We start from the raw sequence: 26124 nt of genomic DNA, 5'->3' as shown, positions 1-26124 counted from the left end.
TCACATCATCGGCGCGATGACCACTCTGTAGTGTCCGCCGTCGGCGGTGACCACGTCGTGGCGGAAGTCGTTGATCCGATTGACCGAACGCTGCACCGCGTCACTTCCGAAGGCACTGGTGTCCACCGAGGGGAGGTGCTCCCGGAGGGCGTGGACCGCCTCGTCCACGGACAGGGCGGTTCCCCGGTGTTCGGGGGTGATGCGTCGACCCTCGTCGGTGAGCCGACTGATCGCGATCCGGAACATACCGGGTCTCCCTGCACTGCTGGGGGAAGGTCACCGGCATTCTCCCCCATACTCGGCGGGCTGGCCAGTGGGATCAGAGCCAGGAGACCTTGGAGTCCTCCAGGCCGTAGCGGGCGGAGACGATCTCCAGCTTGCCCTCACTGACGAACCCGCCCAGTTCGCTGTCGTCGCGCAGGCGCTGCGCGATGTGCTCGGCGTTGGCCCGGACGCAGTCGTCCAGGAAGTCCGTTCCGTCGTCGGGGGTGGACTCGACGACACCCAGGATCTCCCCGACCAGTCCGCCGATGTGGCCGTGCGGGAGCTGGCCGGTGCGGTGGGCCTCCACCGCGGCGTCGACGGCGCCGCAGGTCTGGTGGCCCATCACGACGATGAGCGGCGTGTGCAGGTGCTCCACGGCGTAGGTGAGGCTGCCGAGCACGGACCCGTCGAGGACCTGGCCCGCCGAGCGGATGGTGAAGAGGTCGCCCAGCCCCTGGTCGAAGACGAGCTCCGGGGGGACGCGGGAGTCCGAGCAGCCCAGGATGGTCGCGAAGGGGGCCTGGCCCTCGACCATCTGCTCACGGCGCGCTCTGCCCTCGTTGGGGTGTCTGGACAGGTACCGGGACCAGCGACGGTTGCCCTCCTTGAGGAGGCGCAGGGCCTCCCGGGAGTCCCGGGCGACGGGGGGAACGGGGGGTGCGTCCGCCCAGGCGAGGGAGGCGGGGATCGTGGTGGCGACGGCGGCACCGACACCACCGAGCAACGACGCCTTGAAGGCGCCGCGACGGGTTATGGCCATGTGGGGCTCTTTTTCCGTTTCACGAAGAAAGTGACTTTTGCCAGCAAAGCGGGTAAAAGCTACTCCCGGTGCACGGAGCCTCACAAGGGGATTGACGGCTTCCTAACGGGTTCTGGCCACATTCAGCCATCCGGGAATCAGCCGGGCCTCGGGGCGGACCCGCAGAGCGGGGTCCGGGGTGACCGACCGAACGATCGTGCTGTCCACGCGCTCCGACGCGGCCGCCCGGGCGGCCCCGCGCACGTCCGCCCCCGTCACGAGGTAGATTCGACAACCGTGTCCCGATCTTCCGCACCCGAACCAGCCACCCCGAGACCGACCGGCAGGCGCCGCTCCGGACGTCCGGGGCACGACGCCGACTCCGTGCTCCGGGTGGCCGCTCGCGTGTTCAACGAACGCGGCTACGACGGAACGAGCATGGAGGACCTGGCCCGCGCCCTCGGCGTGACCAAGTCCGCGATCTACCATCACGTCACCGGGAAGACCGAACTCCTGCGCCAGTCCCTGGACCTGGCCATGGACGCGCTGTTCGAGGTCACCCGCGAGGAGGGCGCGACCACCGGACCGGCCATCGCGCGACTCGAACACGTGATGCGCGGCAGCGTCCGGGTGCTCGTCGAGGAGCTGCCCCACGTCACCCTGCTGCTGCGGGTGCGCGGCAACACCGAGGTGGAGAAGCACGCCCTGGAACGGCGCCGCAGGTTCGACCACCTCATCGCGGACCTGGTCCGCGAGGGCGTGGTCGACGGTGACATCCGCAGCGACGTCGACCCGGCGGTCGCCTCCCGCCTCCTCTTCGGCATGGTCAACTCGGTGGTCGAGTGGTACAAGCCGGACCGCGGGATGTCCTGCGAGGAGATCGCTGACTCCCTGTGCCACATCGCCTTCGAGGGGTTGCGGTCCCACCGGGACTGACTCGCCCCAGCCGCCCCACTGGCCACATCAGGCCAGCGGATCGGCGACGCAACCCTGGCCATGGGTGACGAAGGTCCCTACGCTCCATGAACAGAGGTCACGAAAGTGACCCACATCATGGAAAGCAGAGAACAGGGACCGTGTCCGAACTCCTCCCCCAAGGCTGGATGACTCCCTCGATCGCCTACGCCATCTCGGCGGTCGGTGCCTTCCTGGGCCTCTCCTTCGCCGCCAGGGCCCGCCGAACGACCGGCTTCTTCCGATGGCAGTGGCAGGCCCTGGCCGCACTCGCCCTCGGCGGGATGGCCGTGTGGGCGATGCACTTCGTCGCGATGCTCGGCTTCACCATCCCCGGAACGCCGCTGCGCTACGACGGCCTCCTGACCGCCGTCAGCGGTGTGATCCCCATCGTGGTCGCGGCCCTCGCCCTCCAACTGGTGCTCCGCACCACCACCGCCGTCCGTGTCCTGGCCAGCGGCCTCCTGCTCGGTGTCGGCATCGTCGCCATGCACCACGTCGGCGTGGCCGCCATGAACCTGCACGGCACCCTGCACCACGACCCGTTCACCGTGGCGCTGTCCGCCGTCATCGCCGTGGTCGCCGCCACCGTCGCCCTGTGGTGCGCCGTCCAGCTGTCCGGTCCGACCGCGACCGTGCTCGCCTCCCTGGTCCTGGCGGGCGCGGTCACCGCGACGCACTACACGAGCATGGCCGGGACGCACGTCGTCCCCGCCGACTTCACCCCCGTGGCCGCGCCCGACGGCGCCAAGGCGTGGGACCTGCTGCTGCCGGTGATCACCGGCCTGTTCGTCCTCCTGCTGATCTGCAGCCTCTTCCTCCTGCTCGGTGACGACGAGTACGAGCGCGGGAACCGTTCCCCCCGTCGGGCGACGGAGGAGCGGGAGGCCGGGGAGACCTACACCCCCCGCCACGGCGTCCCGGTGGTGCCCAGGCCCGGGGACGACGTGTGGACCCGTCGCCGCTGAGCGGCGGCCACGAGAAAACCACTGGCACCGCACCGAGGCCCCGTCCTAGAGTCGGTGCGTGCCGTGCGGTCCGCGCCGGCCGCTGACGAGAGGAGCACGCCATGGCCCGCCTCATGCCTGGCCCCGGTTTCCGAACTTCCATCGTCAGCGAGCCCTAGGTCGCGTCCAGCGGCGGCTCGCGCTCCTCAGAGAGAGCACTGTGAGTCACCCCAGCACGAACACATCCGAAGAACACCCCGCCCACCCGCTCGCGGGTCTGGGCTGGAACGCCCGCGTCGAGGCGGCCTTCGACGCCGTCGCCCTCGGCGGACCGGACGTCCTGCTTCCCGCACGGGTCTCCGAGGCACGTCGCGGCGCCGTGGGCGTCCGCATGCCGAACCACGAGACCGCCACCCTGGCACCCACGGTGCGCAGGGCGGCGGAGGCCGACCCCTTCACCGCCCCGACCAGCGGGGACTGGGTGGCCGTCCGCCGGTCCGGCGACACCTGGCTGGTGGAGGCGGTCCTGGAGCGGTCCGGAACCCTCGTCCGCCAGGGCGTGGCCAAGGACTCCCACGACCAGGCCCTGGCCGCCAACGTCGACGCCGTCCTGATCTGCGAGGCCGCCGACCAGGGTCCCAACGTCGGGCGTCTGGAGCGGTTCCTCAGCCTCGCCTGGACCAGCGGCGCCGCCCCGGTCGTGGCCGTCACCAAGGCCGAACTCGCCGGTGACCGTCTCCCCGAGGTGGTCGAACTGGTCGCGTCGGTCACCACCGGGGCCGAGGTGCACGCCGTCAGTGCCCACACGGGCCTGGGGCTGGAGGCGCTGGCCGCCCAGCTGCGTCCCGGGGCCACCTGGGTCCTGCTCGGTACCTCGGGCGCCGGGAAGTCAAGCCTGCTCAACGCACTCGCGGGCCGGACGGCCATGGAGACCGGCGAGATCCGTGACGACCGGCGCGGCCGTCACACCACCACCCACCGCCAGCTGATCCCCATGCCCGGGGGCGCGCTGTTCCTGGACATCCCGGGGGTGCGCCGCATCGACGTGCCCGGGGACGGGACCGGTGTGGACCGCACCTTCTCCGACGTCAACGAGCTGGCCGATCGGTGCCGGTTCCGCGACTGCTCCCACGGCACGGAGCCCGGGTGCGCGGTCAGGGCCGCCGTGGACGAGGGGGAGCTGGACTCCGGGCGCCTCGAACGCTGGTTCCGACTGCGCCGCGAGGCCGAGTGGAACCGGTCCCGGAGCGACGCCCGCGTGCGCGCGGAGCGGCGCAAGGAGTGGAAGCGCAACACCCGCGAGGGCCGGGAGGCGGGCCGACTCAAGCGCGGCCACTGATCCCGGTCAGTCCCGTCCCAGCTCCGCACGGCGCGGGTTCTGACCGGTCCTGGCCGGTCAGAACCCGAAGGCCCGGCGGGCGTTGTCGGCGACGATCCCGGCCAGCTCGTCCTCGCCGAGGCCCTTGGTCTCGGCCAGCACCCGCAGTGTGAGCGGGATGAGGTAGGGGGCGTTGGGGCGGCCCCGGTAGGGCTTGGGGGTGAGGAAGGGGGCGTCGGTCTCCACCAGCACCAGTTCGGGTGGGGCGACCTTCGCCGCCTCACGCAGGGGCTCGGCGCTGGCGAAGGTGACGTTCCCGGCGAAGCTCATGAAGTAGCCCCGCTCGGCGCACACCCGGGCCATGTCGGCGTCGCCGGAGAAGCAGTGGAAGACCACCCGCTCCGGTGCGCCCTCCTCCTCCAGGACGCGGAGGACGTCCTCGTGGGCCTCGCGGTCGTGGATCATGAGCGCCTTGCCGTGCCTCTTGGCGATCGCGATGTGGCGGCGGAACGACAGCTCCTGCGCGCGGGCACCCTCGGGACCGGTGCGGAAGGTGTCCATCCCGGTCTCTCCGACCGCCACCACCTGCGGCAGCGCCGCCAGCGCGTCGATCTCGGCCAGCTCGGCCTCCAGGGCCTCGATCCCCCCGGCGGGGCGAGCCTTCCCCGCCCAGTCGGTGTCGTCGGCCTCCACGCCCTCGGCGCCGTCGCCGTGCACCACGCGGGGCGCCTCGTTCGGGTGCAGGGCCACGGCGGCCCACACCCTGCCGGGATGCTTCGCGGCGGTCTCCGCCGCCCAGCGCGAGGAGGACAGGTCGACGCCCACCTGCACGAGCGGGGTCACTCCCACGGCCTCCGCCGCCGCGATGACCTCCTCGACCTCGGGGGTCTGCATGTCCATGTGGGTGTGGCTGTCGGCCACCGCGACCCGCAGCGGCTCGGGTGCCGGTGGCGGGGTCTGCGCGTTGCGCTCCCTGACCGCACTGCCCTTGCGTCTGCCCATGTCATGCCCCCATCACGTGTACTGCGTGCGCCGTGGAGATTCTAGGCCGCCCCGGCCGTCGGATCGGTCGGTCACGACCCGGCGGCCGTCGCCCCGGCCCGCAGCCGAACGCTCGCGGCTCCCGGTACACGCCGGAGGAGGCCGCGCGGGTCCCGGAGCGGGCCTGACCGGGGCCCGGGCCCCACGAAGGCGGGCACCGGTCCGCGTGGACCGGTGCCCGGGCGTCGGGTCGGAACCTACTCGGCGTCACCGGCCAGGCGGGCCAGCTCCTCGTCCACCACGGACGGGTCGAGCTTGGTGAACAACGGGGTGGGGCGGCTCAGCGGGGTACCCACAGCGATCGGCACCGACTCCCAGCGGGCCGCGTTGTCGGCGTAGTCCCCGGTGATGACCGGGTAGTCCACCTTCTCCTCGGAGCCGCCGATGGTGTCGTGGCCGGACTCGATGCGCGGCATCCCGGTCCAGGTGCCGGTGCCGCCGAGCATCGCGTACACCTTGTTGGCCGACTCCGGCAGGAACGGCGTGAGCAGGGTGTTGGCGTCGCTGACCAGCTGGAGGGCGACGTGCAGGACGGTCGCCATCCGCTCCGGGTCGGTCTTCTTGAGCGCCCACGGAGCCTGGTCGGAGATGTACTTGTTGGCCTCGGCCACCGTACGCATGGCCTCCTGGAGACCGGCCTTGAACTGCGACCTCTCCAGACGGGCGCCCACGGTGGCGAACGCCTCCCGGGAGGCGGCCAGGACCCTGCGGTCCTCGTCGTCGAGCTCGCCGGCGGCGGGGATCTCACCGAGGTTCTTCGCCGCCATGGAGACGGAGCGGTTGACCAGGTTGCCCCAGGCCGCCACCAGCTCGTCGTTGTTGCGGCGGACGAACTCGGCCCACGTGAAGTCGGTGTCCTGGTTCTCCGGGCCCGCGGCCATGATGTAGTACCGCAGCGCGTCGGCGGAGTAGCGCTCCAGGAAGTCGCGCACGTAGATCACGACACGGCGCGAGGAGGAGAACTTCTGCCCCTCCATGGTGAGGAACTCGCTGGAGACCACCTCGGTGGGCACGTTCAGCTCACCGAACGGGCCGACCTCGCCGCCCTGGTCGCCCCTGCCGCTCGCGCCGAGCAGGATGGACGGCCAGATGACCGAGTGGAAGACGATGTTGTCCTTGCCCATGAAGTAGAAGGACTCGTTGTCCTCCCCCTGCCACCAGCGGCGCCAGGCCTCGGGCTCACCGACGCGCTGGGCCCACTCGATGGACGCGGACAGGTAGCCGATCACCGCGTCGAACCACACGTAGACGCGCTTGGCCGCGTTGTCGCTCCACCCGTCCAGCGGGATCGGCACGCCCCAGGTGAGGTCACGCGTGACCGCGCGCGGCTGGAGGTCCTCCACCAGGTTCAGGGAGAACTTGAGGACGTTGGGACGCCACTCGCCCTCCTTGCCCTTGAGCCACTCGGTGAGGACGTCCGCGAAGGCGGGCAGGTCGAGCATGAAGTGCTCGGTGTCCACGAACTCCGGCGTCTCGCCGTTGATCCGCGAGCGGGGCGAGAGGAGGTCGATCGGGTCGAGCTGGTTCCCGCAGTTGTCGCACTGGTCGCCGCGCGCGCCGTCGAAGCCGCAGATCGGGCAGACGCCCTCGATGTAGCGGTCGGGCAGCGTGCGGCCGGTGGACGGGGAGATCGCGCCCTTGGTGGTGCGCGTGAAGACGTAGCCGTTCTCGTAGAGCGTGGTGAACAGCTTCTGGACGACGGAGTAGTGGTTACCGGTGGTCGTGCGGGTGAACAGGTCGTAGGACAGACCGAGCGCGACCAGGTCCTCCGCGATGATCCGGTTGTAGCGGTCGGCCAGCTCCCGGGCGCTCACGCCCTCCTGGTCGGCCAGCACCTGGATCGGGGTGCCGTGCTCGTCGGTGCCGCTGACCATCAGCACGCTGTTCCCCGACATTCGCTGGAAGCGCGAGAAGACGTCGGAGGGGACTCCGAAGCCGGAGACGTGGCCGATGTGGCGCGGGCCGTTGGTGTAGGGCCAGGCGACCGCGGTCAGGATGTGGCGATTCGACGACATGCCTCAAGACTAAAGGTGGCACGGGGCGTCCGAGCACCAAACGGCGCCCGGGTGCCGGCTCGTCCACAGGGGCGACCACGTGATTCCCCCGGGAGGGTACCTACCCGTATGCTCTGCTGGATGGAGCCGCGTGCCCCCGGGGCACCGGCCCAAGCCAGCACGACCCTCCAACCCGGCTCCGAGGCGGTGGTCACCACGGTTACCCGTGCCCTACCCCGTCCTGCCCTGCGGACCGGGTCGCTGATCACCAGCGTGGTCCTGCTGGTCATCCTGTCCTTCCCGGTGGCCTCCGGCCTCTCCGGAGAGAGGGACACCGTCGCCCTGCCCTCACACGGAGGGCACAGCGCCCCCGAGCGCGACGCCGCGCACGCCTCCTCCGACGACCCCTCGGGTCCGTCGGAGGAGGCGCAGCCCTACCGGGGGACCGAGACGGTCTCGCTCGGGCCGCCCGTCTCCGTCTGCGACCAGCGGTCGGTGCTGCGGGACCTGCCCGACGCCGTCCCCACGTGCGCACTGCGCCTGGCGGTGTGGGACCAACCCTGGTGGCCGCTGCCCCCGCCGCACCACGATCCCGTTCCCGAACGGGTCGACGCGGAGGAACTGCCGCCCACCCGGGCACCGCCTCTCACCGCGCACACCCTCGTCTGACCATCCCGGTCGGCCGCCTCCCGGAGCCCGACGGCGCCGGGACCGGCCCCACGCACCCCCCGCCCGGCGCCGCCGGGCACGCGACCGGTACCCACCATCCGCAGTGAGAGGTTCACCCCTTGTCCAGTCAAACGGGAGCAGGGGCGCGCTGGACACGCGCGCTCATCTCCCTCCTCGTCATCCTCGTCGCGTTCGGCGCGGCGTGGTTCATCCCACCGCGTCTGGGTCTCGACCTCAGCGGCGGCACGCAGATCGTCCTGGAGACCCAGGACGGCACCGACGGCACCCAGGCCAACTCGGAGAACACCGACAAGGTCGTCGAGGTGCTGCGCCAGCGCATCGACCGCCTCGGTGTGGCCGAGGCGACCATGTCCCGTTCCGGTGAGAACCGGATCATCGTCGAGCTCCCCGGCGTGCAGGACCCGGCGGAGGCCGCGCAGATCGTCGGCCAGACCGCCCAGCTGTCCTTCCACGAGGTCCTGGGCGTCGGTGAGCAGGGCGGCCAGGGCGTCCAGGCCCCCGGCGGCGGCGACTTCGCCAACGCGCCGGCCGACGAGGCCCGTGCCCCGTCCGACGGCCAGGAGGGCGCCCCCGAGGGCGGCGGCGAACTGCCCGAGGGCATGGAGGGCCTCGAGGGCATGGAGGGCCTGGAGGACATGCTCGGCGGCCAGGGCGGGATGCCCCAGGCTCCCGCGGGCCCGTCGGCGGAGAACCCCGAGGACGTCGCCCTGACCCTGCCCGACGAGCAGGGCACCATGCTCCAGCTGGGTGAGACCTTCATCCAGGGCGACCGGGTCTCCACCGCCGACGCCGGCCTGGACAGCGCCAACCGTGCCCAGTGGGTCGTCAACGTCAGCTTCCGTGGCGAGGGCCGCGACCAGTGGCGCGAACTCACCGGCCAGGCCGCCTGCTACAACGACGGCGACCCCCGCCGCCGCGTGGCGATCGTGCTGGACGACCAGATCATCTCCGCCCCGCAGGTGGGCCTGGAGATCGGCTGTGAAGCCGGGATGTCCGGTGGACAGACCACCATCAGCGGCAACGACTTCACCAGCGAGAGCGCCAACGAGCTCGCCGTGCTGATCGAGGGCGGTTCGCTGCCGCTGCCGGTCACCGAGGTCCAGCGCCAGACGGTGGGCCCGACCCTCGGTGCCGCCGCCATCGAGGCCAGCGCCATCGCCGCGCTCCTCGGCATCGCCTTCACCGCCCTGTACATCACGGTCGTCTACCGCCTGGTGGGCTTCCTGGCGTCGATCGCGCTGGCGTTCTACACGCTGATCGCGTACGGAGCGCTGGTCGCCTTGGGGGCCACGCTGACCCTCCCGGGTCTGGCCGGTTTCGTGCTGGCGATCGGTATGGCCATCGACGCGAACGTGCTGATCTTCGAGCGCGCGCGTGAGGAGTACCAGCGCCAACAGCGGACGTACGAGGCGAACAAGTCCGCCGGGATGAAGGACGCGGGCGACTCCGAGGGGACCAAGGCCGAGGGCGGAGCCCTGGCCCGCCGTCGGCGCCGCGCCATCGCACCCAACCTGGAGAAGGCGTTCGTCCAGGGCACCCAGAAGGCCTGGAGCGCGGTCCTCGACACCAACGTCACCACGTTCCTCGCCGCCGGTCTGCTGTTCTTCTTCGCGTCCGGCACGGTGCAGGGCTTCGGTGTCACGCTGAGCATCGGCACCATCGCCTCGATGATCTCCGCGCTGATCATCGCGCGCGTGTTCGTCGAGTGGGCCGTGCGGCGCGCGGTCATCAAGAAGCACCCGTCGATCACGGGGCTGGACCGCATCGGCCCGGTGCGCACCTGGCTGGTCCAGAAGAACCCGCAGCTGATGGACCACCGCCGCACCGGTCTGATCGTCGCGGCGCTGATCGTGCTCGTCGCGATCGCCGCCCCGCTGGTCCGCGACACCAACCTGGGCGTCGAGTTCACCGGCGGCCGGGTCCTGGAGTACGAGATCACCGGCGACGAGTCGCTCTCGGTGGACGAGGCGCGCTCGCTCATCTCCGGCCTGAACTTCCCGGGTTCGGACACGGCCGTGGTGCAGGAGTCGGGTGACGGCGACATCGCCGTGCGCACCGGAGACATCTCCGACCCCGAGGCCGCGACCATCGCCGACGCCCTCGCCGAGGAGACCGGCGGCGTGGAGCTGGTCAGCGACGAGCTGATCGGCCCGAGCATGGGCGACGAGCTGCGCAACCGGGCCCTGATCGCCCTGGGCGCGGCCCTGGCCCTCCAGATGATCTACCTGGCCTGGCGCTTCCGCTGGTCCTTCGGTGTCTCCACCATGTTGTCGCTGGCCTTCAACATGCTGCTGGTCATCGGGCTGTTCATCTGGCTGGGCAAGCCGATCGACGGCGTCTTCCTCGCCGCGATCCTGAGTGTCATCGGCTTCACCGTCAACGACACGGTGGTGGTGTTCGACCGTGTCCGGGACGAGTGGGCGAGGGACGAGAAGTCCTCGTTCAAGGAGATCGCCAACCGCGCGGTGCTCAACACCCTGCCGCGTACGGTCAACACGACCGTCGGCGCGTGGATCATCCTGGGCTTCCTCACCTTCCTCGGCGGGTCCTCGCTCCAGGACTTCTCCATCGCGATGCTGGTCGGTCTGACCACCGGTGTGGTCTCCACGGTGTTCGTCGCGGTGCCGCTGGCCATCTGGCTCCAGAAGTGGGACCGGACCCCGGCCCCGCACGTGCTCAAGGAGCGCAAGGCCAAGGAGAAGGTGGCCGCCAAGGCCGCCCGCGACGCCGACGACGGCGCCGTGGTCTGACCCGCTCCACAGGCACGGGAGGGGCCCCGGGCCGCGCACATCGCGCGGCCCGGGGCCCCTTCCCGTTTCGGGGGTTCGACCGTCTCCCCCGGGGGCCAGCAGCGGCGCCTCGGGGGTCCAGACGGTGTCCGGAGGCCGCCCTGGTCAGCCCTGGGGCTGCGGCACCGGGGCGCCCTCCGAGGCCTGTACCAGCACGAAGCCCTGCCCCTCCAGCGAGAGCTGGAAGGCCTCACCGCTGCCGCGCCCGATGATGGCCCCCGCCTTGGCCGTGCGCCGGATGCCGGTCCGCAGCGTGCTGGACCACGCCACGGCGGCGTCGGTGTCGACGAAGGTGGGCTGGTCGATGTTGAGCAGCACCGGTGTGCCGTGGCAGGCGACCGCCACCCGTCCGTGTCCGCTGAACACCGTGTTGAACAGGCCCCCGGCCATCATCCCGGCGCCCTGCACGCGGCGGATGTCCCAGTCCAGGCCCGGCTCGAAGGCCAGCACGTTTTCCCCGCTGACAGTGATGGAGTCCCCCTCCAGGTCGATGAGGTGGACGTCCCAGGCGTCCCGGGCCAGGAACACGTCGCCCCGCCCGGTGACCCGCATCAGCGGCATGCCCTCCCCGGTGAAGGCCTTCTTGAAGAACTTCCCCACGCTCCCCGCGCCCTGGTAGGAGAAGTCGATGTCGCCCTGGTAGGCGACCATCGAGCCCTGCCTGGCGAGGAACTCGCCGTTCAGGCCCACTCTCAGCATCTTGTGGTTCTGGAGGTGCATGCCGGGCCGCTGGGTCTCCTGGGCCTGCTGGAAGAGTTCGCTGCGCATGGTCGGATTCTCGTTCCTGTCGCCGGGTACTGACAGGTTCGACGCTCTCCGCCCCAGAAGGTTCCCACCCGGGACGAAGGTCTCACTCCGCCTCGACGACCCCGTGCACCAGGTCGTACACGCGGCGCTTGGGCACCCCGGTCTCCTTGGCGACCCGGGTGATCGCCTCCTTGCGGCGCACGCCCTCCTCCTCCAGGGCGGCGACGGCCTCCACCAGGTCCGTGTCACTGGTGCGCTCGGCCCGGGGACGGGCACCCTCCACGACCACGGAGATCTCGCCGCGCACGCCCTCGGCCGCCCAGGAGGCCAGCTCTCCGAGGCCGCCCCGGCGCACCTCCTCGTAGGTCTTGGTGAGCTCACGGCACACCGCTGCCCGGCGGTCCGCGCCGAAGGCCCCGGCCATCGCCTCCAGGGTGGCGGCGACCCGGTGCGGGCTCTCGAAGAACACCATCGTGCGGCGCTCGTCGGCCAGCTCGGTCAGGTACCCCTTCAGCCCCTTGCGCGGCGGGAAACCCTCGAAGCAGAATCGGTCGGTGGGCAGTCCGGACACCACCAGGGCGGTGGTCACGGCCGACGGGCCGGGGATGGCCGTGACCGGGATCCCCTCGTCCGCGCAGGCGGCGGCCAGGCGGTAACCGGGGTCGGAGACCCCGGGCATCCCGGCGTCGGTGACGACCAGGACCTCCTCGCCGTTCCGGAGGTCGTCGAGGAGCTCCTCGCTCCGGCGGGTCTCGTTCTGGTCGTAGTAGGAGACGATCCGGGCACCGGTCGCACCGCCCAGCCGGAACCCCACACGGGAGGCGAACTGCTTGAGCCGACGGGTGTCCTCGGCCGCGATCACGCGCGCGTTCTCCAGCGCGCGCAGCAGTCGGGGCGGCGCGTCCTCCTGGTTTCCGATGGGAAGGCCCGCCAGCACGAGCCTCCCGACGCGCCGCGTCCCGTCAACGTCCTCAACCACTGTGATCCCCGTCCTGTCGCGCTACGGTTGGCTCTATCGCGCCACCCGAAACCCGGTTTCGCGGCCCGTCCGCAACGGACCCCATCTCTGACCCCAACCTACGAGCCGAGATGACCACCACCGCACTTCACAGCGAGGTACCGCCCTCGAACCCCCCGGCCGCGGCCCAGCCGCCCACGCTCCGTTCCCGTTTCTCACCCCGCCTCCCCAGCCCCTGGTGGCTCGGCTGGCTGGGTGCCCTCGTCGTCGCGGGCTTCGCGGGCGCGCTGAGGTTCTTCAACCTCGGTCAGCCGGACCGCATCTACTTCGACGAGACCTACTACGCCACGGACGCCCACTCCCTGTGGAGGTTCGGGTACGAGCACGACACGTCGGAGAACTCCGACGACCTGCTGAGCAACGGCAACCCGGACATCTGGACGGGGGCGGGTGACTTCATCGTCCATCCGCCCGTCGGCAAGTGGATGATCGCGCTCGGTGACTGGCTGTACTCGATCATGCCGTTCGGCTCGGCCGTGACGCCCGAGGGGTGGCGCGTGGCCTCGGCCGTGGCCGGGGTCCTCTCGGTGCTCATCCTGGTACGGCTCGCCACCCGGATGACCCGCTCGGTGCTGCTCGGGTGCACGGCCGGGCTCATCCTGGCGCTGGACGGCCTGCACTTCACCCTGAGCCGCATCGCCATGGTGGACATCTTCCTCACCCTGTGGGTCCTGGCCGGGTTCGCCTGTTTGGTGATCGACCGGGACAAGACGCGGGAACGGCTGGTGCGGCTCGCGGAGGCCGGGGCCGACGTCACCACTGTGGGCTGGCTCGGGATGCGCTGGTGGCGGCTCGCGGCGGGGCTGTGCTTCGGTCTGGCGATCGGCACCAAGTGGTCGGCGCTGTTCTTCGTGGCCGCCTTCGGCCTGCTCACCGTGGCGTGGGACTACGGGGCCCGCCGCAGCGTCGGCCAGCAGCGCCCGCTGGGCCGGTGGTTCGGCTTCGACGCCGTCCCCGCGTTCGTGCAGACCGTGGTGGTGGCGGGCGCCGTCTACCTGGTCTCGTGGTCCGGGTGGCTCCTCACCCGTGGCGGCTACAACCGGGACTTCGCGGACGGGCTGCTCCCCGGCTGGATCCCCGGGTTCCTGCGCTCCCCCATGGAGGCGCTGTGGAGCCTGTGGGACTACCACGGCCGCATGATGAACTTCCACTCCAACCTGAGCAGCGACCACTCCTACATCTCCGCGCCGTGGGAGTGGCTGGTCATGCGCACCCCGGTGCTCTTCCACTACAACGGCCAGGCCGTGGGGTGCGACACCGGGAACTGCGTGACCTCGGTGGTGTCCATCGGCACGCCGGTCGTCTGGTGGCTCAGCATCATCGCCGTGACCGTGATGTTCGGCTGGTGGATCACCTTCCGGGACTGGCGCGCGGGCGCGGTGCTGCTCGCGGTCGCCGCGGGCTGGCTGCCGTGGTTCGCCTACCCCGAGCGCCCCATGTTCCTGTTCTACGCACTGCCGATCCTGCCCTTCCTGGTCCTGGCGATCGTGCTGGCGCTGGGGCTGGTCATGGGAGCGGGCGAGGACAGTCCCCGGTTCGCCCCGTACCTGCGGGCGTTGGGCGGGGTGGTCTTCGGCGTGGTGGTCCTGCTGACCATCGCCCACTTCGCGTATCTGTACCCGGTGTTGTCGGCGTATCCGATACCCGAGGAGACCTGGCGGGACCGGCTCTGGTTCGACGTGTGGGTGTACGGCCGGGACGCTTCCTGACCCCCTCCGGGGAACGGGGTAATACCGTTCCCCGGAACACATCTCCATTAGTGGCAGAAGGGCTGGAAAGCAACAGTTTCGAGTTGCCGAAACAGGACACTCCGGAAACGCGGATTCCTGCCGGAAAGGCCTCGGCAGGGCCCCACTCCCCCTGGTACTGTCTGCAACTGGTTGCTGTTGTTGTTTCCATGGATGCCCAAGGCGCCTCGCGGAACTTCACGTGGGCGCTTGTCGATTCGGGATTACCCTTCGTCGGTCGGCGCCCGGCGACCCGGGACCAGCAGGGTGCGGTCCCGCCGTAGTCCCCAAGGGAGAGCACATGGCTCAGGGCACCGTGAAGTGGTTCAACTCTGAGAAGGGTTTCGGGTTCATCGCCGTCGAGGGTGGTCAGCCCGACGTGTTCGTGCACTACTCAGCGATCGCGGGCACCGGCTTCCGGAACCTGGAAGAGGACCAGAAGGTCGAGTTCGACATCATCCAGGGCCCGAAGGGCCCGCAGGCGGCGGACGTTCGCGCGGTCTGACCGTCACACGTGCGTCTTCCCAGCCCTCCGCTCTCCGAGCGGGGGGCTGGACCGCGTTCCGGGGGCGTCGTGGCTGGTCGGGAGCGCCGCGCCGCGCCGGGAGCGGCGAAGGGGGTACGCGGTTACCCAAGCCCGGCGATACCGGTTAACCTGCTTGAAGCCGGTCGGTACACCAAGAGCGAGGACTGAACATGTTCGGCATCAGTGGGGGAGAGTTCGTCCTACTCCTTCTGCTCGCTCTCCTGATCTTCGGCCCCGACCAGCTCCCCAAGGCCGCCCAGCAGGTCGGCCGGGTCCTGCGCCAGCTCCGCACCATGGCCAACTCCGCCTCCGCCGACATCAAGGAGGGGCTCGGCCCGGAGTACAAGGACTTCGACGTCCAGGACCTCAACCCCAAGCGCTTCATCCAGAAGCACTTCTGGGAGGAAGAGGAGGAGGCGGACCGCAAGCCCGCCTCCCAGCTCAACGGCAAGCGCCCGCCCTTCGACGACGAGGCCACGTAGGGCCACGCCCTCAGCCGACGAGCATCAGGAAGAAAGCTCCCAGCGCGAGCAGCACCACCGCCCCGATGATGATCGCGGGCGATCCCAGGGTGACGATCAGGATCTCCACCGTCACGGCGCCGCCCACCGCCGCGGCGATCCACGGCCACCGGGCCCGGGGCGCCCAGTCGTGGCGACGCTCGCGTGCCGCGGAGACCAGGAACGCCAGCCCGATCAGGAGCCAGAAGCCCAGGTGGGCGGCGATCCGTGTGCCCGGCTCGACGTAGTCGGCCATGCCGCCGACGATCATCACGTAGAAGACGGTGCCGACGGCCAGGTGCCAGAAGCCCCGGCTCCGTTCCACCGGGATGACCTTGCTCCTGGCCCGGGTGGTGCGTCGGAAGCGTTCGGCGGCGACCGGCGGCTCCCGCTCCCCCGGTCCGGGTTCCGGCCGGGGACCGGGGTGACGCGGTCCCGGCTCGGGTGGGGTGGGGCGGACGTGCCCGCCCGTCGGCTCTGGTTCCTCTGGTTGGTATCCGCCTGGGTACTGGGGGGAGTCGGACACGGAGGTTCCGCCCCTTCACGGTCGGTCCGGACCTGACTGTCCTGTTGTCGTACCGGCTACCTACCCGTCACTGTCGGGGGTCAAATCCCCGACACGCGCGTTCCGGGGGACACGGAAGGGGCCCGCCGACGTCGTCGGCGGGCCCCCTACACGTGAGTTCACTGAAGAACACACGGCGGTCTGGTTACCACCAGGCCCAGCCGTTGCTCTTGCGAGAGGCCTTCGCGTGCGTGGTCATGGCATCCACCTTTCCATCGATGTCTCCGGCCCATCCCGCCAACCAAGATGTCCCATGCGGGCGGGCTCCACAAGACCCGTGCTCGAATATTCGACATTCCGTGGTCGACATACGACCAAAGATTGCAGCAGTGGCCTACGAAAGCCCACTGAGATCACTGTCGTCGCAGTTCAGGCAAGTCCCCTTTGCCCACGCCAAACACACCCTCCCCGATGACCTGCAAAAACAAGACCGGCGTGGAGCAAAATCCCCGAAGGCGAACATAACAGAGTGTGATGGTATCGCTATTGCGGTTTGGGCGCTGCGAAACGGCGCAATCGCCCTCGCGGGGACCGGACTCGACACGGAGACCCGCGCCATTACAGGGACAAGGAGCCAGAAACCGACACAGACCATCGCTTCTTGGGCTTATCACCAGAAGACGGACGATCACGCTTCGTGTCCACGGAGGGACGCCCACCCTCATGGAAGTCGGTCCCCTTCAGCACCCCGAGACCCGGTTTCGGCCTCTCACTAACAGCGGTAATCCCCGCCGCTTATCGGCGCGAACGGCCCCGGCTCCGTCCCGGGGCGGAAACGGCGGTCAGACCGCCGTCAGGCCGCCGAGGATGAGCGCGACGCCCGCCGCGACCAGGCCGATGACCAGGCTCGTCGCGCCCACGGGGATGAGCAGCCGCCACCGGTTGGGGGTGCTGGGGTTCCGACCGACCACCGACAGGAAGAACCCGGCCGGCATGAGGATCGCGGCCAGGAGCACCAGGTCCCCGAGGAGCCGCCCCCAGTTCGGAACCGTGGGCTGGTCCAGCAGGAGCCGCACGACCAGTCCGAGGATCACCAGAACTCCCGCGTGCGCGTGCCCCGCGCGGAAGTAGGAGCGCTGGAGTTCGTTGGCGGGGAAGGCGCCGTTCACCACGCGGAGCAGGAACGTGCCCCCGTAGGCGATGCCGACCACGGTGAGCAGGACGACGCCTGAGGTGACGAGCGCTGTGGATGACATGGTCACTCCTGAGCTGGTGAGGGGGGTGGTTCCGGGGAACCGAAAAGGAGCCCGGCGCTGCGCCGGGTGACGGCCAGCAGGTCGGCGTCCCCGAGCAGCGCGCGCACCCCGGAGCTGTCGAGGTTGCCGGTCAGCGCCAGGGTGGCGATACCGTGCACGATCGACCAGCCCGCCACCACCCCGGCGGCAGGGTCCTCGACGCCGTCGGCCAGGGAGGCCACCCCGGAGCGCAGTTCGCCGAAGGCCGCGCCGCGCGCGGCCGAGAGCGCCGGATCGTCCTGGTCGAGCAGGCTCGGCGCGAACATCACCTGGAAGTGGGCCGGGTGCTCCATAGCGAAGCGCACGTACTCGACTCCGGACTCCAGGAATCCGCCCTCCGCCTCCCGGTTGGCCGCCAACCTGCGGGCCAGCTCGGTGAATCCGTCTGTGGCCAGGGCGCTGAGGACACCCTCCCTGCTGCCGAAGTGGTACCTCGGGGCCGTGTGGCTCACCCCCAGGTCGGCCGCGAGCGACCGCAGGCTGAAGGCGTAGGGGCCCTCCTGTTCGATGACCTCGGCGGCTCGCGCGAGCACGGCGGCCCGCAGGTTCCCGTGGTGGTATCCGTCTGCCATGCGGCGACCATACACCGGAAAGTTTTCACTGTATAGATTCGGTTGTGGAGATCGGCGGTCCCTGACCCATAGGACATCCGGACTCACCGGGGTACTCTGGGGTACACACCGGTCACCCGCCTGAGGGTATAGACGCTTCGCCGGTGACACTCGGGGCTCCGGTCCGGACGACCGCCCGCCGCAGGGAACAGCAGCATCAGTCCAGGACGACCAGAGACACAGTCGAAGGGCCCGGTTCATCGAACCGGGCCCTTCGACTGTGTCCGGGGCTCCCGGACCCAGGGGGTCGCCCCCCTGGGGAAACACGAAACGACCCCGCGAGGAGGCCGCAGGCCCCCGAGCAGGGTCGCCTCAGAGCAACCGGGGGCTCAGGGGGTCGCCCCCCTGGGGAAACACGAAACGACCCCGCGAGGAGGCCATAGGCCCCCGAGCAGGGTCGTCTCAGAGTGAAGTGGAGCTATGGGGATTTGAACCCCAGACCCCCTCGATGCGAACGAGGTGCGCTACCGGACTGCGCCATAGCCCCTGAAGACGTTTGAAAGACTATCAGGAGATTGCGGGTGGTCCGAACCGAAGCCCGTGGTCAGTCTCCGGCGGCCCTCAGCCGGGCGTCCGCGTACTGGTCGTAGACCTGGCTGCGGCGTTCGATGAAGGCGATGATCTGGGCCTCGCGCTCGGCCTCGCGGGCCTGCTCCGCCTCGGCGCGGCGGGCCCGACGGACCGCCTGTCGCCGTGCCCTGGCGACGGCCTCGCGGCGCTCCGCGTCGGCCTTGGCGGCCTCGCGCAGCAGGGCCACGTGCCCGACGAGCAGCAGGACCGGCGGGGCGATCACCCACCAGGGGCCGAGGCCGAAGGCGACCGCCACGACGGTGCCGACGTTCAACAGCGTGAGCACGGTGGTGCGTCGGCGCCGACGGGCGATGACGCGGGACCGGGGCTCGTGGCCGACGCGTTCCTCGGCGACGGGACGGCTCCGCTCGGGAACCTCCTCCTCGGCGCCGTGGTCGCCCCTGACGGCGGGACGGTGGATCACCTGGGTCTCGGTGAGGTCCGGGTCCCCCTCGTCGCCTGAGGCGTCCTCAGCGCGCTGGTCGGCCTCCTCGTCGGACTCGGGCGCCTCGACGTCCTCGTCCTCGCGCCGGGCGTCCTCGGGGACGGTGTCCACCGCGTCCTTCCGCAGCAGCATCGGGACGAGGACGATGAGCCAGACCACCACGATGGCCAGGTACAGAGGAGAGCTGCTCATCACCCCTCCTCACGATGACGGCCACTGAACGTTGGTCGACACTTCGTCGACACCGCCCCGCGTGTGGCTGGACGTACTCCCGGAAGTAGAGACGTCCTCCGGCTGGACATCGTTCCTGGCCCTCGTCGGACCGGGGTCGATTCCCGTGTGCCATATCCACGCGTTGCCCGCATCGTCAATGCGTCTATGTTCCGCACGGTACGACCCCGTGTCCATAAATGCGCCACATTCCGACCGGAGTGTCGCAAGATTGTGGACCCTCAGTTTCGGTCGTCAGACCCTCCTGAACGAAAGAGCAGGTCAGGCGGTGACTGCGGAGCGCAGTGCCAATTCAACGCAAAGTAATGAATCATTGTGCTTAAAGAGGGGTTTAAGATCCGGACGCATCCGTGATCGTGCCATGTTCAGTGCGATCCCGGGTACGGACTCGCCGGATCCCACGGATCACCGCCACCGTTCGGGCCCTCTGGCCCCAATGCCGAACCAGGGCCGGAACCCCCCTCCTCGGGCGGACCGGAAGGCGTCCCGTCGTACCAGCGGCGCAGCACACCCCGGGGTACCTCCTCCGCCGTGAGGCCGTAGCAGATGTGGTCCCGCCAGGCACCGTCGATGTGGAGCTGACGTCTGCGCACCCCCTCGTCACGGAATCCCAGCTTGGTCACCACTCGTCGGCTGGCGCGGTTCTCGGGACGGATGTTGGCCTCGATCCGGTGGAGTCCGACAGTGAAGAAGGAGTGGTCGACGGCCAGGGCGACGGCGGTCGGGGTGATCCCCCGCCCCGCGTAGGCGCTGTCGACCCAGTAGCCGACCTGCGCGGACCGTGCCGAACCCCACACGATGGCGCCCACGGTGAGCTGACCGACGAAGCGGCCCTCGTAGGTGATCGACCACGGCATCGACAGACCCTGCCTGGCCTCGCGGCGGATCGCCTGGAGCATGGCCACGTAGGGCGTCAGCCCGGTGGTGCGCAACGGCATCTCCGGGTAGGTGGGTTCCCAGGGCCGCAGCCACTCGGCGTTGCGCGCCCGGGTGTCCCGGAGCACGGGGGCGTCGCGAAGGCGCAGAGGGCGAAGCGCGATCGGCCCCTCCTGAAGGGTGGCGGGCCACCCCTGTCTGCGGTTCACGTCCGTCCTTCCGAGCCCTCCGGACCGCCCTGCGCGGTCGCACCACCGCCCCTCGGTACTCGTGGAGCACCCGGTGTCGGTGACGCCTTCCAGTATTCCACTCCGTCGGTGTGAGGTGGCGGGCGTCACCCCCACAGCACGAGAATCGGATGTTGCCAAACTCCATTCAGGCCAGTACCGAAAACCGATACCAGGTCAAGGAATTCTCCGTCTCCGGAATGCCCCCGATGTGATTCCGGTCATTGTTGGGTGTCATTCGGGCCGAGGGTGGTCCCCGCCACGGAGCTGGTCGATCGCGTGGCCCAGAACCGGCTCCAACACGTCCATCCCGTCGCGCACCCCGCCCCTGGAACCGGGCAGGTTGACCACGATCGCCCGGTGTCCGGAACGCTCCGCGATCCCCGCGAGGCCGCGCGAGAGGATGGCCGTGGGCACGCCCTTCTCCCGGCCCGCCGCCCGCAGCGCCTCCGCGATCCCGGGGATCTCCCGTGCCAGGAGGGGCCGTGTGGCCTCGGGGGTGAGGTCCTGCGGCGTGAGCCCGGTGCCCCCGGTGGTCAGGACGGCGTCCACGCCCTCGTCGAGGGCCCTCTCGATCGCCTCGGCGACCGGTGCGCCGTCCGGCACCACCCAGGGCCCGACGACCCGGAGGCCCATGGCCCGGAGGCGTTCGACGATCACGGGACCGGAGCGGTCCGGATACACCCCGGACGCCGCGCGGTTGGACGCGGTCACCACCGCGACCCGGTGCGCGGCGTCACTCACCGCGCCTCCAGTGGCCCTTCTTCCCACCGGTCTTCTCCTCGACGCGCACCCGGGTGACCTCGGCCTCGGGGTCGATCGCCTTGACCATGTCGACCAGGCCGAGGGCGGCGGTCATCACACAGGTGAGCGCCTCCATCTCGACGCCGGTGCGGTCGGCGGTGCGCACCGTGGCGCTGACGTCCACCCCGTCGTCGGTCACCGTCAGGTCCACGTCGACGCCGTGCACGGCGATCGGGTGGCACAACGGGACGAGGTCCGGGGTGCGCTTGGCCCCCTGGATACCGGCGATCCGGGCGACGGCGAGGGCGTCGCCCTTGGGGACCGCCCCGTCGCGCAGGGCGGCGACCGTCTCCGGGCTGAGCAGGACCCGGCCGGTCGCCGTGGCGGTACGAGCGCTCACGGACTTGGCGGAGACGTCCACCATGCGCGCGGATCCGGACTCGTCGAGGTGCGTGAGGCCGGAGGGGTGCGCCTCCGGGCGTGGGGTGTCGGTCATCGCTGTGGAGCCACTCATCGTCTCGTGCGGGCTCGCGGCCGCCCGGAACGGTCGGCCACGGGGTCGCGTGGTGACGCGTCCAAGGACGACCGTACTCCTCCGGGACGACAGCCGCCCCCGCCCTCCGTCGACCGGCCTCCCGCGCCTCCGCCACCACCGCGCGGGGCGCGGCCCGGAACCGCGCTCCGGTGGCCCGCGCCCCGGGGTGCCGGTCGTCGCCACGAACGGATCCGCGTCGGCCCGCCTCGGCGCCCCGCCCTCGCCCGGGAGCGACAAGAATCCGGAACGGCACCGCCCCGGTGCCGCTCGCGCCGGGGCCGCGCGCGTCAGTGCTCGGGCAGGACCAGCACCTCGACCAGGTCACCGGCGGCAAGCTCCGTGACCTCCTCCGGAACGACCAGGAGCCCGTTGGCCTCGGCCAGCGCGGACAACTGGTGGGAGCCCTGCCGAACCGCCGGGGCCACGGAGGGCACCGGGTCCAGGGCGGTGGGGTCGGAGAGCACGGCGCGCAGGTAGGAACGGCGGTCCCGGGGCGAGCCGACCGGGGTGGCGAGCCGGGCCCGCACGCTCGGCAGAGGGGTCGTGGGCAGGCCGCGCAACCTGCGCAGGACCGGCCGGACGAACAGGTGGAAGGACACGAAGGCGCTCACCGGGTTGCCCGGGAGCGTGAGGATCGGCGTGTCGTCGGGGCCGATCGTGCCGAACCCCTGGGGCTTGCCGGGCTGCATGGCCACCTGGGTGAACTCCACGGTGCCCTTGCTGGAGAGCACCTCCTTGACCACGTCGTAGGCGCCCATGCTGACGCCCCCGGTGGTGACCACCACGTCCGCGCGGACCAGCAGGTCCTCCAACGTGTCCCAGACGGTGACCGGGTCGTCTCCGACGAAGCCGTGGCGGTACACCTCGCAGCCCTCGTCCCGGGCGGCTGCGGCCAGCATGTAGCTGTTGGACTCGTAGATCTGTCCCGGGCCGAGGGGGCGCCCGGGCTCGACCAGTTCCTCACCGGTGGAGAGCACCACCACGCGCGGCCGGGGGCGGACCGGGACGGTGCGACGCCCGACCGCCGCGAGCACCCCCATCTCCCCCGACCCGATGCGGACCCCGGCGCCCAGCACCGTCGCGCCCTCCCGCACGTCCTCGCCGCTGCGCCGGACGAACGCGCCCTCCCGCGCGGGTCGGTCGATCGCCACCTCGACGGTCCCGCCGTCGGTCCACTCCACAGGAACCACGGCGTCCGCTCCCTCGGGCATGGGGGCGCCGGTCATGATGCGGGCGCAGAGCCCGGGCCGGATCGCGGTGGGGTCCGCGTCGCCCGCCGGGATGTCGGCCACCACCCGCAGCCTGGTCGGGGCGTCGGCGGTGGCCCCGGCCAGATCGGCCGCGTGCACGGCGTACCCGTCCATCGAGGAGTTGTCGAAGCCCGGCAGGGACACCGGGGAGACGACCGGCTCAGCCAGCACCGTTCCGTGTGCCTGGAGCAGGTCCAGCTCGATCGGCTCGGCTACGGCGACCAACCCCAGGAGGTCGGAGATGTGCTGTTCGACGCTCTTCATGAGGTCCTTCCGGGTCGTGGACGCGCTGGGGGCCTCCCCCGTCACGGGAGGAGGCTCCGGACCCATTGTGACCATGACCGGAGCCGACGTCCCGGACCCGGCCTCCCGGGTCAGCCCCGGAGGCGTTCCTGGCGGTCCAGGAACTCCCGCAGCCAGGGCAGGAGCTCGTCCGCCAGATCCGGGCGGCGGCAGGCGAACTCCACCACGGTGCGGATGTACTCGGCCTTGTTCCCCGTGTCGTAGCGGTTCCCTCGCAGGAGCACGCCGTGGACGCCGCCGCCCTGGTCGGGGCTGGTCCGGGCCAGTTCCTTGAGGGCGTCCGTCAGCTGGATCTCGCCGCCGCGTCCGGGCGCGGTGTCGTGCAGGACGGGGAAGACGGCCGGGTCGCACACGTAGCGGCCGATGATCGCCCAACGGCTCGGCGCCTGCTCGGGGGAGGGCTTCTCGACGAGGTCGGTGACGGTGACGACGTCGGCCTCGTCCGTGGGCTCCACCGCCGCGCAGCCGTAGAGGGAGACCTGTTCGGGCTCCACCTCCATGAGCGCGACGACGCTGCCACCGTGGGTCCGCCGCACCTCGATCATGCGGCGGAGCAGGTCGGCGGACTCGATGATGTCGTCGCCGAGGAGCACCGCGAAGGGGCTGTCCCCCACGTGGGCCTCAGCGCACAGCACGGCGTGGCCCAGGCCCCGGGGCTCGCCCTGGCGGACGTAGTGGACCTGCGCGAGGTCGCTGGACTCGCGGACCGAGTTGAGCTTCTCCTTCTCGCCCTTGGCGGCCAGCGCCTCCTCCAGCTCGTAGGCGCGGTCGAAGTGGTCCTCGATGGAGCGTTTGCTGCGCCCGGTGATCATGAGGACGTCGCTGAGCCCGGCTTCGACGGCCTCTTCCACGACGTACTGGATCGCGGGTTTGTCCACGATCGGCAGCATCTCCTTGGGAGTGGCCTTGGTGGCGGGCAGGAAACGGGTGCCCAGCCCCGCCGCGGGGACGACCGCCTTGGTCACGGCGGCGTCGGTGCGGGGTCGCTTCTGGTCGGTGTCGGCGCTCATGAACGGCACTTTAGGACAGACAACCGCCAGCACGTGGACCGATGGCTTCCCGTGGCCGAGAAGTCCCCGTCGTTTCGGGCGAAGTCGTGGTAACCGCAACCGAGTGTTCACCCCTCGGGGGAGGCGGGGGCCGGGTGCCACACTGGGCTCATGGGTGCCACGAACGAACACGACCGCGACGCCAAGCGCGCGCTCCGCGCCCGGCTGCTCTCCGCTCGGCGGGAGAGGGACGCGGCGGAGCGCTCCCGCGTGGGTTCCGCCGTCCGCGACACCCTCATGGAGCTGCCGTGGCTCGCCATGGGCGGGACCGTCGCCTGCTACTACTCCGTGGGCGGCGAGCCCGGCACCCGTGGCCTGGTCAACGCGCTGTGGAAGCGCGGCACGTACGTGCTGCTGCCGATCTTCCTGCCCGACGGGACGCTCGACTGGGCGGCCTACGACGGCCCCGACGGGCTCGCGTCGGCCGGGCACGGTCTGGTGGAGCCGACCGGGCACCGCTACGGACCGGAGGTGCTGGCCCGCGCCGACGCGGTGATCTGCCCGGCCGTGGCGGTGGACCGCCGTGGCACGAGGATGGGTCGCGGGGCGGGCTGCTACGACCGCGCACTTCCGCTCAGGGGCCCGCACACGCCCGCGATCGCCGTGGTCCACGACGAGGAGTTCGTGGACGAGTTGCCCGCCGAGGCGCACGACCGGCCGGTGGACGCGGTCGTGACCCCGGGCGGCGGACTCCACGTGTTCGACCCGGACTCGGCGGTCTGGCCCGGAGGCGCCCCGGACGGCCGCCCTGGGTGAGGCCCGTGGGGCGGGGGAAGCGGAGCGAGGGGGCGGGTCGCGGGCGGGGACGCGGAGCCGAGGGGATTAAGCCGCCGGGGCGGAGCGTTATGGCTGGCGGTCGTGTCCCGGACCCGCCCCGGTACGCGCGTTCCCCCCGGCCCTCGGCCCGGTGCCGCCCGACCCACGGGACGCTCCGCGCCGCAGCGGTGAGGGGTTGTCGCGGCCGTGGTCGGCGAACGCGTACTATTTAGCAGTCGACGGGTGTGAGTGCCAGCAAGGAGGACCCGGAACAGTGCCTACGTACCAGTACGCGTGCACCGAGTGTGACGCCCAGATGGAGGTCGTGCAGAGCTTCAGCGACGACTCGCTGACGGTCTGCCCCGAGTGCGAGGGTCGCCTGCGCAAGGTGTACTCCGCGGTCGGCATCGTCTTCAAGGGCTCGGGCTTCTACCGCACCGACAGCGGTAAGTCCACCACGAACAGCTCCGCCCTGACCGGTTCCAACACCGACGGCGGCTCCGAGGGCAAGAGTGAGAAGTCCACCGACTCCGCCAAGCCCTCCTCCGACTCCGGTGGCACCGGCACCCCCGCCGCCGCCACCGCCAGCACGGGCGGCGGCGACAAGTCGAGCAGCAAGAGCACCAGCGGCAGCACCGCCGCGACCAGCAGCTGAGCCACCGCACCGTTGACCGTGGCCGCGCCGCCGAGGCCCCTCGGCGGCGCTTTCGTCGTCTCCGGGGTTCCCGGACCCGGCGGGATCCGAGCGCGAATCCGCCCTGTGGACAACCCTCCGGGGCCACCTCCCCCGGCCTAGCGTTGGAGGCATGAGCCACCCCCCGCCCCCGTTCCGGCACCGGCGCGGCCCGCTCCGCCTCCTCGACCGTCACCGCCGCGCCGTCGCCTCGGTCCTGACCGCCCTGGCCGTGGTCTGCGCGGTCCTCGTCCTGCGTCCCCCGCCCCAGCCCGAGGCGGAGGTGCTCGTGGCGGCGAGGGACCTCGACCCGACCGCACCGCTCTCCGGGGACGACCTCGCCCCCGTGGTCGTGGCCCAGCGCTCCGTCCCGGACGGGGCCCTCTCGCCCGGGGACCCCACGGCCGGGCTCACGTTGAACGCTCCGGTGCGCCGGGGCGAGGTGCTGACCGACGCCCGGCTGAGCGACCCTCCGGCGGCTCGCTACGGCGCGGACATGGTCGCGGTGCCGGTGCGGGTCGCCGACGCAGGGGTGGTCGGCCTGCTCTCCCCCGGCAGTCGGGTGGACGTACTGGCGGCCACGGGCGCCGACGAGTTCGGCGGGCCGCCGTCCGGGGCCGGACCGGCCGTCGAGGTGGTCGGGGACCGGCCGGTGCTGGCGGTTCCGGCGGAGGAGGGTCCGAGCGGGGAGGTGGGATCGCTGGTCGTCATCGCTGCGACCAGCGAGGAAGCCAGAACCCTGGCAGGGCACGCGATCTCCTCGCGACTGTCTGTCACGATTCGCGGTTGACCGATGACCA

At 70.9% G+C, this 26124-nt stretch carries 26 protein-coding genes and 1 tRNA gene; 11 read left to right on the top strand and 16 right to left on the bottom strand.

The features are described 5' to 3' along the window. A complete protein-coding gene (locus tag ACRWK8_RS22005) occupies nt 1-246 on the bottom strand; it encodes a hypothetical protein (protein ID WP_378743452.1) in 246 nt (81 codons plus the stop codon). Nucleotides 247-319: 73 nt separating this feature from the next. Next, nucleotides 320-1024 (bottom strand): carbonic anhydrase, encoded by a 705-nt coding sequence (locus ACRWK8_RS22000; protein ID WP_378743453.1) that lies wholly within the window; start codon nt 1022-1024, stop codon nt 320-322. A 276-nt stretch (nt 1025-1300) separates the two neighbouring features. Here ACRWK8_RS22000 and ACRWK8_RS21995 point away from each other — a divergent pair, with 276 nt between their 5' ends. The 3 genes from ACRWK8_RS21995 to rsgA all read left to right on the top strand — a co-directional run bounded on the left by ACRWK8_RS21995 (nt 1301) and on the right by rsgA (nt 4243). Further along, the gene (locus ACRWK8_RS21995; RefSeq protein ID WP_488186464.1) at nt 1301-1939 is read left to right on the top strand and encodes a TetR/AcrR family transcriptional regulator; all 639 of its coding nucleotides are present in this window, start codon (nt 1301-1303) and stop codon (nt 1937-1939) included. A 167-nt stretch (nt 1940-2106) separates the two neighbouring features. Next, complete coding sequence (locus tag ACRWK8_RS21990; protein ID WP_431872578.1) at nt 2107-2925, top strand: MHYT domain-containing protein; 819 nt, start codon at nt 2107-2109, stop codon at nt 2923-2925. Between the two features lie 199 nt (nt 2926-3124). Continuing rightward, complete coding sequence (gene rsgA / locus ACRWK8_RS21985; RefSeq protein ID WP_431872576.1) at nt 3125-4243, top strand: ribosome small subunit-dependent GTPase A; 1119 nt, start codon at nt 3125-3127, stop codon at nt 4241-4243. 57 nt (nt 4244-4300) lie between these two features. On the opposite strand, the gene ACRWK8_RS21980 is transcribed toward rsgA, so the two are convergent. After that, nucleotides 4301-5224: a TatD family hydrolase gene (locus ACRWK8_RS21980; protein WP_378743456.1), complete on the bottom strand. Its 924-nt coding sequence runs from the start codon at nt 5222-5224 to the stop codon at nt 4301-4303. Between the two features lie 236 nt (nt 5225-5460). Further along, nucleotides 5461-7278, bottom strand: coding sequence for a methionine--tRNA ligase (gene metG / locus ACRWK8_RS21975; RefSeq protein ID WP_378743457.1), 1818 nt, complete (start codon nt 7276-7278; stop codon nt 5461-5463). Nucleotides 7279-7530: 252 nt separating this feature from the next. Between metG and ACRWK8_RS21970 the strand changes: the two genes are divergently transcribed. Both ACRWK8_RS21970 and secD read left to right on the top strand, forming a co-directional pair. Then, on the top strand, nt 7531-7926 hold the full coding sequence (locus ACRWK8_RS21970; protein WP_378743519.1) for a hypothetical protein: 396 nt from the start codon (nt 7531-7533) through the stop codon (nt 7924-7926). 119 nt (nt 7927-8045) lie between these two features. Continuing rightward, nucleotides 8046-10697 (top strand): protein translocase subunit SecD, encoded by a 2652-nt coding sequence (secD, locus tag ACRWK8_RS21965; RefSeq protein ID WP_378743458.1) that lies wholly within the window; start codon nt 8046-8048, stop codon nt 10695-10697. A gap of 144 nt (nt 10698-10841) precedes the next feature. Here the strand turns inward: secD and ACRWK8_RS21960 are convergent, their stop codons facing one another. After that, nucleotides 10842-11504 carry an AIM24 family protein gene (locus ACRWK8_RS21960; protein ID WP_378743459.1) on the bottom strand — a complete coding sequence of 221 codons (663 nt, stop codon included), beginning with the start codon at nt 11502-11504 and terminating at the stop codon, nt 10842-10844. Nucleotides 11505-11586: 82 nt separating this feature from the next. Then, nucleotides 11587-12462: a 16S rRNA (cytidine(1402)-2'-O)-methyltransferase gene (gene rsmI / locus ACRWK8_RS21955; RefSeq protein WP_378743460.1), complete on the bottom strand. Its 876-nt coding sequence runs from the start codon at nt 12460-12462 to the stop codon at nt 11587-11589. Between the two features lie 110 nt (nt 12463-12572). On the opposite strand from rsmI, the gene ACRWK8_RS21950 reads away from it, so the two are divergent. The 3 genes from ACRWK8_RS21950 to ACRWK8_RS21940 all read left to right on the top strand — a co-directional run bounded on the left by ACRWK8_RS21950 (nt 12573) and on the right by ACRWK8_RS21940 (nt 15236). Beyond that, a complete protein-coding gene (locus ACRWK8_RS21950) occupies nt 12573-14210 on the top strand; it encodes a dolichyl-phosphate-mannose--protein mannosyltransferase (protein WP_431872572.1) in 1638 nt (545 codons plus the stop codon). 319 nt (nt 14211-14529) lie between these two features. Continuing rightward, nucleotides 14530-14733, top strand: a complete 204-nt coding sequence (locus tag ACRWK8_RS21945) for a cold-shock protein (protein WP_017543917.1) — start codon at nt 14530-14532, stop codon at nt 14731-14733. 191 nt (nt 14734-14924) lie between these two features. Further along, nucleotides 14925-15236: a sec-independent translocase gene (locus ACRWK8_RS21940; protein ID WP_378743462.1), complete on the top strand. Its 312-nt coding sequence runs from the start codon at nt 14925-14927 to the stop codon at nt 15234-15236. 10 nt (nt 15237-15246) lie between these two features. Here ACRWK8_RS21940 and ACRWK8_RS21935 read toward each other — a convergent pair whose 3' ends face one another. The 10 genes from ACRWK8_RS21935 to galU all read right to left on the bottom strand — a co-directional run bounded on the left by ACRWK8_RS21935 (nt 15247) and on the right by galU (nt 23856). Next, nucleotides 15247-15579, bottom strand: coding sequence for a hypothetical protein (locus ACRWK8_RS21935; protein WP_431872569.1), 333 nt, complete (start codon nt 15577-15579; stop codon nt 15247-15249). Nucleotides 15580-16601: 1022 nt separating this feature from the next. After that, nucleotides 16602-17015 carry a hypothetical protein gene (locus ACRWK8_RS21930; protein ID WP_431872567.1) on the bottom strand — a complete coding sequence of 138 codons (414 nt, stop codon included), beginning with the start codon at nt 17013-17015 and terminating at the stop codon, nt 16602-16604. Between the two features lie 2 nt (nt 17016-17017). Then, nucleotides 17018-17626 (bottom strand): TetR/AcrR family transcriptional regulator, encoded by a 609-nt coding sequence (locus ACRWK8_RS21925; protein WP_431872565.1) that lies wholly within the window; start codon nt 17624-17626, stop codon nt 17018-17020. A gap of 452 nt (nt 17627-18078) precedes the next feature. Further along, a tRNA-Ala gene (locus tag ACRWK8_RS21920) sits at nt 18079-18152 on the bottom strand. Between the two features lie 57 nt (nt 18153-18209). Beyond that, nucleotides 18210-18872: a divisome protein SepX/GlpR gene (sepX, locus tag ACRWK8_RS21915; protein ID WP_431872563.1), complete on the bottom strand. Its 663-nt coding sequence runs from the start codon at nt 18870-18872 to the stop codon at nt 18210-18212. A 404-nt stretch (nt 18873-19276) separates the two neighbouring features. Beyond that, on the bottom strand, nt 19277-19996 hold the full coding sequence (locus tag ACRWK8_RS21910) for a GNAT family N-acetyltransferase (protein WP_378743467.1): 720 nt from the start codon (nt 19994-19996) through the stop codon (nt 19277-19279). Nucleotides 19997-20248: 252 nt separating this feature from the next. After that, the gene (locus ACRWK8_RS21905; RefSeq protein ID WP_431872561.1) at nt 20249-20758 is read right to left on the bottom strand and encodes a MogA/MoaB family molybdenum cofactor biosynthesis protein; all 510 of its coding nucleotides are present in this window, start codon (nt 20756-20758) and stop codon (nt 20249-20251) included. Further along, a complete protein-coding gene (gene moaC, locus ACRWK8_RS21900; protein ID WP_431872559.1) occupies nt 20751-21254 on the bottom strand; it encodes a cyclic pyranopterin monophosphate synthase MoaC in 504 nt (167 codons plus the stop codon). Before moaC ends, ACRWK8_RS21905 begins: the two co-directional genes overlap by 8 nt. A gap of 326 nt (nt 21255-21580) precedes the next feature. Further along, the gene (gene glp, locus ACRWK8_RS21895; RefSeq protein WP_378743470.1) at nt 21581-22807 is read right to left on the bottom strand and encodes a molybdotransferase-like divisome protein Glp; all 1227 of its coding nucleotides are present in this window, start codon (nt 22805-22807) and stop codon (nt 21581-21583) included. Nucleotides 22808-22917: 110 nt separating this feature from the next. Beyond that, on the bottom strand, nt 22918-23856 hold the full coding sequence (gene galU, locus ACRWK8_RS21890; protein WP_378743471.1) for a UTP--glucose-1-phosphate uridylyltransferase GalU: 939 nt from the start codon (nt 23854-23856) through the stop codon (nt 22918-22920). 150 nt (nt 23857-24006) lie between these two features. Between galU and ACRWK8_RS21885 the strand changes: the two genes are divergently transcribed. The 3 genes from ACRWK8_RS21885 (at nt 24007) to ACRWK8_RS21875 (ending at nt 26114) form a co-directional block, all read left to right on the top strand. Further along, nucleotides 24007-24651 (top strand): 5-formyltetrahydrofolate cyclo-ligase, encoded by a 645-nt coding sequence (locus ACRWK8_RS21885; protein ID WP_431872556.1) that lies wholly within the window; start codon nt 24007-24009, stop codon nt 24649-24651. 274 nt (nt 24652-24925) lie between these two features. Continuing rightward, entirely contained in the window at nt 24926-25306 is a 381-nt protein-coding gene (locus tag ACRWK8_RS21880) for an FmdB family zinc ribbon protein (RefSeq protein WP_378743473.1), read from the top strand. A gap of 151 nt (nt 25307-25457) precedes the next feature. Continuing rightward, nucleotides 25458-26114: an SAF domain-containing protein gene (locus ACRWK8_RS21875; RefSeq protein ID WP_378743474.1), complete on the top strand. Its 657-nt coding sequence runs from the start codon at nt 25458-25460 to the stop codon at nt 26112-26114. Nucleotides 26115-26124: the final 10 nt, after the last annotated feature.

The organism is Nocardiopsis eucommiae (assembly GCF_965344335.1).
Taxonomy (GTDB): domain Bacteria; phylum Actinomycetota; class Actinomycetes; order Streptosporangiales; family Streptosporangiaceae; genus Nocardiopsis; species Nocardiopsis eucommiae.
This window is presented reverse-complemented; position numbering and strand designations above follow the sequence as displayed.